This is a genomic window from Chromobacterium aquaticum (assembly GCF_021129195.1).
Lineage (GTDB): Bacteria > Pseudomonadota > Gammaproteobacteria > Burkholderiales > Chromobacteriaceae > Chromobacterium > Chromobacterium aquaticum.
The window spans coordinates 71025-77778 of record NZ_JAJOHW010000093.1; the positions used below are offsets into that span (position 1 = coordinate 71025).

Consider the following 6754-nt stretch of genomic DNA (forward strand, 5'->3'; position numbering starts at 1 on the left):
GTGGCGCTCTTGTCGTTTCTGCGTGGCTGGCTTGCCGGCCACTCGCGGTTTTTAGAGTCTATTCTCAAGGAGAAGTGGGAATGGCAGGGTCTTTATGGTATCTTCCACTCCGGGCCTGAGAAACCACTATCCAGAACCAATGACCCTGATTTCCTTGATTATCGCTCTGGCACTGGAGCAACTGCGGCCGCTGGGCAACCGCAACCGCGTCTGGCTGCTGTTCACCCGCTACGCCAATCATTTGGAACGCAATCTGAATGCCGGCTCCAATCGACACGGCGTGTTGGCGTGGTCCTTGGCCATCGTGCCGGCGGTGCTGCTCAGTTTGCTGATCTACTATGCGCTGCATGCTTTGAGTCCCATTCTGGCGATGTTGTGGAATGTCCTGGTCCTGTACCTGACCATGGGTTTCCGCCACTTTTCCAGCGCGTTCTCCGAGATATCCCTGGCCTTGGCCGAGGGTCGAGACCTGGATGCCCGCGTGGCGCTGGCGAACTGGACCGGGCAGGGCACGGCGGAATTGTCGGTCGAGGAAATCTCGCGGCTGGCGATCGAGCAAGGGGTGGTGGACAGCTACCGCCATGTGTTCGGCACCATGTTCTGGTTCGTGCTGCTGCCGGGACCGGCTGGGGCCCTGTTGTATCGCCTTTGTTCTATGCTGAATCAGAAATGGGGCAACCGCGACGTCAATGAAGACCCGTTCGGCCGTTTCTCGGCCAGCGCCGCCGCTTGGCTGGACTGGATTCCGGTGCGTTTGACCGCCGCCAGCTTCGCCATCATGGGCGACTTCGAGGACGCGGTGTATTGCTGGCGCTCCCAGGCCAAGACCTGGGGCAACTACGCCAATGGCATTCTGCTGGCTTCGGCCGCGGGCGCGATAGGCGTGAAATTGGGCGATCCGCTCAGACAGGATTACTCGCTACGCTTCCGGCCCGAACTGGGCTTGGGCGATGAGGCCGACCCCAACTACCTGAAAAGCGCGGTTGGTCTGGTTTGGCGCTCCGCCCTGCTATGGCTGGCCGTAATTCTGCTGCTCAGCGTCGCAAGCCTCATGGGCTGACGACCCAACGCCGCCGTTAGGGCGGCGTTGCCTTGTCGGTTCGTGTCATTTGAATACGAGGGCGTGTTGGCGCATGCGCGCAACAGGCCCCGCGAGTTTTGCAGGAGTGTTGTCCATGCTGTTTTCCGAACTCGGGCTGTCGCCCGAGATTCTGCGCGCCATCGAAGAGCAGGGCTATTCCCAGCCCACCCCTATTCAGGAAAAGGCGATTCCCCTGGTATTGTCCAACCGCGATTTGCTTGCCGCCGCCCAAACCGGTACCGGCAAGACCGCGGCCTTCATGCTGCCCATCCTCGAGCGTTTGAAGAAATACGCCAATACCAGCGTATCGCCGGCCATGCACCCGTTGCGCGCGCTGGTGCTATCGCCCACCCGTGAACTGGCTGATCAGATCGGCGTCAACGTCAAAACCTATACCAAGTATTTGCCGCTGCGAGCCACCACCGTGTTCGGCGGCGTCAATATGGACCCGCAGACGCAGGAACTGCGCCGCGGCGTCGAGATTTTGATCGCCACGCCGGGCCGCCTGCTCGACCACATTCAGCAGAAGACGATTCAGTTGAACAAGGTGGAAGTGCTGGTGCTGGATGAAGGCGACCGCATGCTGGACATGGGTTTCATCCAGGATATCCGCAAGATCATGGGCATGCTGCCCAAGGAACGCCAGACCCTGCTGTTCTCCGCGACCTTCGCGCCGGAGATCAAGCGTTTGGCTTCCGACTTCATGAAGTCGCCGCAAACCGTGGAAGTGGCGCGCCAGAACGCGACCAACGACCAGGTCGAGCAGATCGTCTACTCGGTGGACGCGTTCAAGAAGCGCAACTTGCTGAGCCATCTGATCAAGTCGCGCGATATGAGCCAGGTCATCGTGTTCTGCAAGACCAAGCTCAGCGCCGACCGCTTGGCGCGCGAATTGCAGCGCGATGGCCTGCAGGCCGAAGCCATTCATGGCGACAAGGCCCAAGGCGCGCGGCTGGAAACCCTTGCCGCGTTCAAGGAAGGCAAGCTGCGCGTGCTGGTGGCCACCGATGTCGCCGCGCGCGGCCTGGATGTGACGGAGCTGCCCTATGTGGTCAATTTCGAGCTGCCAAACGCGCCGGAAGATTATGTGCACCGTATTGGCCGCACCGGCCGCGCGGGTGCCAAGGGCGTGGCGATTTCGCTGATGTCGCCGGAAGAAACCCGCCAGCATGAGTCTATCGAGAAGCTGACTAAGCTGACGCTGACGCCGCAGATCGTCGACGGTTTCCGTCCGTCTTGGCTGGCGCCGCGTCCGCAAGAGCGTCCCGCGCCGCAAGCGAGCGCCGTCGCGAAGCCCGAGGCTTCGGCGCTGGCGGGCGCCGAGGGCGTGAAGAAGCCCTTGAATAGCCGCCGCAGCCGCAAGACCAAGCGCGAAGTTCCGGCATTGCTGCTGCCACCGCGCTACAAGGTGGAAATCATCCGCTGATTGCGGCAAGCCAAGAACGGTCCTGTTTCAGGGCCGTTTTTTTATCGCTTGCGGCGCTGCAGGCTGGATGTGTCCGGCAATGGAAAGCCTGTTGCGAAAGGAAACGCGATGTCAGTGAAATGGCTGCAGATGGCTGGGGCGAGCGGAGTGATGCTGGGTGTTGGCGCGGCGGCAACGGCGGGTTGCGGGCCGATGATCGCCAGCGAGCCCAGGGTGAAGGAAGCGCCGGCCGAGGTGTCGGTGATGCTGGTGGAAGCGCAACGTCTGCAGCGCTTGCGCGCGCTAGTAAGCCGCCACGCGATTCAGTGCAATTGCCGGCTGTGCCTGGGTGTCAAACCGACAGAGTAAGAGTGGCGGAAGAGAACAGGAGTCGAACCTGCCCGGGACCGCTGGCGGCCCCATCTGGTTTTGAAGACCAGCCGCCCCACCGGGGACGCGTCTCTTCCTCTGAGGAATCGCCGTCAAGCGGCGATAGGCGCAGGCGTCGGGATGACGCCAAGCCGCATTATATCGCGGAATCGCGATAAGCCAATTTTATGCCCCATCAATAAAATGCGTTTTACCGCAGTGCATCATGCCATTAGACTGGTGGAGTCGCCGACTGCGTCACCAAGAATGCGCGGCGCCGTTCTGTCTACCGAGAATAAAGGAAATCAGCATGAAGCACTTTCTGTCCCAGTTTATCCAACTTTGTCATGTCGCCGGCCGGCCTGGATTGCGCCGCGGCAAGTAGGACCCGAGCCGGCTGAATCCGGCGCCGGAATACACAGGGCGGCCTTGGGCCGCTTTTTTATTTGCGCCGTTCCGGCGCGGAGGTATCACAGCGGCTAACTGTCCCATCGGACTGGTAGACAGGGGGGCGCATGGTGTTTTGACTAGGGGCTTGATATATTGAACAGATATTTTAATGGCATTTTTGTTCTAGTTAGATTTATTCATTCAAGTTTCTGCAAATTGATACGTTGATGTCATTGCCGGCGCGGGGAACGCCCAGCTGCAATGACCGCGGGACGGGTGTGGCTGGGAGCGTGGCATGGGGAAGAGTTGGAAGACGGGATTGAGCGGCTTGGCGCTGGCGTGTTGTGTCGCGGTGCTTCATGCCGAACCGGGGCCGGTGATTTTGACGGTGTCGGGCAAGATCAGCCAGTTCACCGACAAGGAAAAGAATGTATACGAGTTCCGTGAACAGGATTTGCGGAGCCTGAAGCAGCACTCGGTGGTGACCCGTACCACCTGGACGCCGCAATCGGTGTTCAGCGGCCCACTGATGCGCGACATCCTGGCCAAGGTGGGCGCCAGCGGCCAGAAGGTCAAGCTGCGCGCGCTGAACGACTATGTGTACTGGATAGACAGCCGCGAGTTCTACGACTTCGACGTGGTGCTGGCGCGTTCGGTCAATCACAAGCCGCTGGATGTAGGCAATCGCGGCCCACTGTGGCTGATGTACCCGCTGGACCAGATGCCGGAGGACAAGAAAGGACCGGCGATGGACGCCAAGCTGGTCTGGCAGATCAACCGCCTGGTGGTGTTTTGATGCCGGCCGGCGCGGGATGGACGGGAGCGCGAGATGAGTAAATCGATGCTGTCCGCCTGGAAGGGGCTTCCGGCGATCGCGCTGCTGGGCTTTCTGCTGCTGGCGGTGGGCGTCTACATGGCGATAGAACGCTATGTGCCGGCGCGCGGCTTTGAAGGCCGCAGCGAGGACTTGTATTGGTCGGTGGCGCAGATGCAGCTGGAGCTGGAAAAGGCGCGCGCCGATCTGCTGCGGCTGAAGGCGGGGGAGATTTCCGAAGCGCAGGCGCAGCTGCGGCTGGAGGTGGCCAATAGCCGCTTCCTCGATTTCACCACCCCGTCCAAGATGCAGCAGATGCTCAGCCGCGTCGACGGCTTCAAGGGCACCGCCAGCCTGCTGCAGGACTTCTTCGAAGACCAGAACATCCTGCATCCCAGCATCGCTTCCGCGCAGCAGAATATCGACCGCATCGACAGCATACGGCCGTCCCTCGCCGAGTTCGCGGTGCAGGCTCGAGTGACCGAAGTATCCTCGCGCGACGCGCGCAACAAGGACCTGCGCTACAACCAGCAATTGATCGCCTCGCTGTGGTTCGCGCTGGGCGGCATCTGCATGGTGATTTTCGTGCTGCTGTACCGCTACCAGGGCGCGCGCCGCGAGGCCGCCTCGCGCCAGCAATTGCTGGAGCAGGAGCGGGCCGCGCACAAGGCCACGGTGAACGCAGAGCTGGACCGCACCACCTTCCTGGCCACGCTGAGCCACGAGATCCGCTCGCCGCTGCAGACCATGCAGGTGTGTGTGGAGCTGATCGAGCCGGATATCGACCCCGCGGGCAAGGCCGGCAAGGCGGTGGGGCGGCTGAAAACCTGCATGGCCCACCTGATGACCCAGGTGCGCGACATCATGGACATTTCCGCGATCAAGAACATGCAGTTCCGGCTGCATATCAGCGATGTGGACGTGGCGGCGACGCTGAACGAGGTGATAGACCTGCATCGCGCGCAACTGGACGGCAAGGGCCTGGGCTTGCTGGTGCGGCTGGGTGAATTGCCACCGGCGGTGAAGCTGGACAGCGGCCGCCTGCGGCAGATCGTCGGCAATTTGCTGACCAACGCCATCCGCTACACCGACAGCGGAACGGTGACGGTGGAGGCCGGCGTGGACGGCGCCGATGGCCGCAACATATTAGATATCCGGGTGATAGACACCGGCATCGGCGTGCCGGAAGAGTTTCAATCGCGGATCTTCCAGCCCTTCTTCCAAGGCCATGCGCGCCGGGTGGGCAGCAGCGGCCTGGGCCTGGCGGTGGTCAAGGAGCTGGTGTCGCTGCTGGGCGGCGAACTGGAGCTGAAGAGCGTGGTGGGCGTGGGCTCGGAGTTCATCGTCCGCTTGCCCATCGTGGTGCCGGACCAAGAGCCGGCGCCGGAGCGCTCGGTGCTGGTGGTGGACGACGACAAGAATATCCGCGAGCCGTTTTCCGATTGCCTGCAGATGAACGGCTACGCGGTGTCGACGGCGAGCTCGGTGGCCGAGGCCTGCCAGAAGATCCAGCAGTCCCGCTTCAATGTGGTGCTGCTGGACATGCAGCTGGGCAATGAGAGCGGTTACTCGGTGGCGGAGGCCCTGAAGCGCAGCGTGCGTCATCGCGGGGTGAAGATCATCGCGATGACGGCCTATCCGGAGGAGTACGCCGACCCCCGCGCCGACTGGTTCACCGCCAAGCTGGAGAAACCCTTCGATATCAGCCGGCTGCGCGCGGTGCTGGGCCGGGCGCTGGAATAGCGCGCCGGCGCTTCAATCGAATAGCTGCGCCTCGCGCAGCAGATGCTTGTCCCCCAGGCGGCGGGTGAAACCGCTGCGGTCGAAATATTCCAATACCTGGATCGCCAATTTGCGGCCGCAAGCCAACTGATCGCGGAAATTGGCGGCGTCGGCGTAGCCGGCCTGCTGGTTCAAGTCGCGTACCACGGCGGCCATATGCCGGATCGCGGCGCCGGAAAAATAGCGGTCCGGCACCACCGCGTGCACATGACCCAGCCGCGCGGCCTTGCGCAGCAAGGCGCGCGCTTCCTCTTCCTCCACGCCGCCCAGAGCGGCCAAGTCCCGCACCCAGCAAGCCTGCCCGTCGGTGCTGAAGGCGGGCTCCAGCCGCTGCCATAGCACCGCCTCTTGAGGAGTGAAGGCCAGCACATGTTCGGGCAGGTGCAGCCAGCCGCGGGTATTGAGCAACTTTCCCGATGCCAGCAGCTGATCGATCATCAGATTGACCGCGGCCTCGCTTTCCAGTGGCAGCGCCAGCCGGCGCATGCGGCCGCGGCTGGCGCCCAATTGATCCGGTTGCTGGAGATGCAGCGCTTGCAGTCGTTCCAGCAACTGCAATTGCAAGCGTGCCCAGTGTTCCGGCGCATAGGCGTGCTGGCCGGCGATTTGCAAGGGCGCGGCGTCCAATAGCCGCGTCAGTCCGGTTTCGCTCAGCTGGCGGTCCCAGGCCAGTTCCGGCAAGGACAGCGCTTGTCGTTGCAGGCGGAGGCGCAATTGGCCGGCATCATCGCCGCCGGCGGCGTCCAGTGCGCGCAGATAGGCCAGCCGCTCAGCGTGGCGCTTGCCGCGCGTCGGCGGCTGCCGCTCCAGCACCACGGCCCCGGCCAACGTGTGCTGCGCGCCGGCGTCGCGCAGAATCAGCCGGTCGCCGTCGGCCAGGTGCAGCGGACGGTCCAGCGCCAGTTCCGCCAGC

Annotated in this window: 6 protein-coding genes and 1 tRNA gene; 5 read left to right on the forward strand and 2 right to left on the reverse strand. The window is 62.8% G+C overall.

Annotated features, from left to right (window positions below):
- Positions 1 to 139: 139 nt before the first annotated feature.
- From LQT98_RS15090 to LQT98_RS15100, 3 genes are all read left to right on the forward strand, one after another.
- Positions 140 to 1060, forward strand: coding sequence for a CobD/CbiB family protein (locus tag LQT98_RS15090; RefSeq protein ID WP_231463254.1), 921 nt, complete (start codon positions 140 to 142; stop codon positions 1058 to 1060).
- Between the two features lie 109 nt (positions 1061 to 1169).
- Positions 1170 to 2507, forward strand: a complete 1338-nt coding sequence (locus LQT98_RS15095) for a DEAD/DEAH box helicase (RefSeq protein WP_231463256.1) — start codon at positions 1170 to 1172, stop codon at positions 2505 to 2507.
- A gap of 108 nt (positions 2508 to 2615) precedes the next feature.
- On the forward strand, positions 2616 to 2855 hold the full coding sequence (locus LQT98_RS15100) for a hypothetical protein (RefSeq protein WP_231463258.1): 240 nt from the start codon (positions 2616 to 2618) through the stop codon (positions 2853 to 2855).
- 3 nt (positions 2856 to 2858) lie between these two features.
- Here the strand turns inward: LQT98_RS15100 and LQT98_RS15105 are convergent.
- Positions 2859 to 2953: transfer RNA gene (locus LQT98_RS15105), tRNA-Sec, on the reverse strand.
- A 587-nt stretch (positions 2954 to 3540) separates the two neighbouring features.
- Here LQT98_RS15105 and LQT98_RS15110 point away from each other — a divergent pair.
- The gene (locus LQT98_RS15110) at positions 3541 to 4041 is read left to right on the forward strand and encodes an oxidoreductase (protein WP_156183830.1); all 501 of its coding nucleotides are present in this window, start codon (positions 3541 to 3543) and stop codon (positions 4039 to 4041) included.
- Positions 4042 to 4074: 33 nt separating this feature from the next.
- On the forward strand, positions 4075 to 5802 hold the full coding sequence (locus LQT98_RS15115; protein ID WP_082150997.1) for an ATP-binding response regulator: 1728 nt from the start codon (positions 4075 to 4077) through the stop codon (positions 5800 to 5802).
- 12 nt (positions 5803 to 5814) lie between these two features.
- On the opposite strand, the gene LQT98_RS15120 is transcribed toward LQT98_RS15115, so the two are convergent.
- Positions 5815 to 6754 (reverse strand): SelB domain-containing protein (locus LQT98_RS15120; RefSeq protein ID WP_231463260.1); only part of this gene is annotated, 940 nt, incomplete at its 5' end.

What these genes read in the sequence shown, in the direction of transcription:
- LQT98_RS15100 (WP_231463258.1), top strand. Translation starts at nt 2,616, where the DNA reads ATGTCAGTGAAATGGCTGCAGATGGCTGGGGCGAGCGGAGTGATGCTG.
- LQT98_RS15115 (WP_082150997.1), top strand. Translation starts at nt 4,075, where the DNA reads ATGAGTAAATCGATGCTGTCCGCCTGGAAGGGGCTTCCGGCGATCGCG.
- LQT98_RS15110 (WP_156183830.1), top strand. Translation starts at nt 3,541, where the DNA reads ATGGGGAAGAGTTGGAAGACGGGATTGAGCGGCTTGGCGCTGGCGTGT.
- LQT98_RS15090 (WP_231463254.1), top strand. Translation starts at nt 140, where the DNA reads ATGACCCTGATTTCCTTGATTATCGCTCTGGCACTGGAGCAACTGCGG.